1 rRNA gene is annotated in these 933 nt (G+C 55.3%); it reads right to left on the bottom strand.

From position 1 onward, the window contains the following. Window positions 1–933 (bottom strand): 23S ribosomal RNA (locus A7K91_RS00015); the annotation flags it as partial.

Genomic DNA, 933 nt, shown 5'->3' with positions numbered 1-933 from the left:
CTGTTATCCCCAGGGTAGCTTTTATCCGTTGAGCGATGGCCCTTCCATTCGGTACCACCGGATCACTAAGCCCGACTTTCGTCCCTGCTCGACTTGTAGGTCTCGCAGTCAAGCTCCCTTTTGCCTTTACACTCTTCGAATGATTTCCAACCATTCTGAGGGAACCTTTGGGCGCCTCCGTTACATTTTAGGAGGCGACCGCCCCAGTCAAACTGCCCGCCTGACACGGTCCCTGCACCGGTTTCACGGTGCCAGGTTAGAACTCCGATACGATCAGGGTGGTATCCCAACGGCGCCTCCACCGAAGCTGGCGCTCCGGCTTCATAGGCTCCCACCTATCCTGTACAGATCGTACCAAAGTCCAATATCAAGCTGCAGTAAAGCTCCATGGGGTCTTTCCGTCTTGTCGCGGGTAACCTGCATCTTCACAGGTATTAAAATTTCACCGGATCTCTCGTTGAGACAGCGCCCAAGTCGTTACGCCATTCGTGCGGGTCAGAATTTACCTGACAAGGAATTTCGCTACCTTAGGACCGTTATAGTTACGGCCGCCGTTTACTGGGGCTTCGGTTCACAGCTTCGGGTTACCCCTAACCGCTCCCCTTAACCTTCCAGCACCGGGCAGGCGTCAGCCCGTATACTTCGCCTTACGGCTTCGCACAGACCTGTGTTTTTGCTAAACAGTCGCTTGGGCCTTTTCACTGCGGCCCCCTCGGGCTATTCACCCTACCGAGGCACCCCTTCTCCCGAAGTTACGGGGTCATTTTGCCGAGTTCCTTAACGAGAGTTCTTCCGCGCGCCTTAGCATGCTCTGCTCGCCTACCTGTGTCGGTTTGCGGTACGGGCACCTAGATCTACCTAGAGGCTTTTCTCGACAGCCGGAGTACATGACCTTCGCTACTGCAATTTTCGCTCCCCATCACAGCCCAGCCT

Origin of the sequence: Paenibacillus oryzae (assembly GCF_001675045.1) — a bacterium.
Taxonomy (GTDB): Bacteria; Bacillota; Bacilli; order Paenibacillales; family Paenibacillaceae; genus Pristimantibacillus; species Pristimantibacillus oryzae.
Note: the sequence above shows the minus strand (reverse complement) of the source record. Positions and strands in the feature narration are given on the sequence as shown.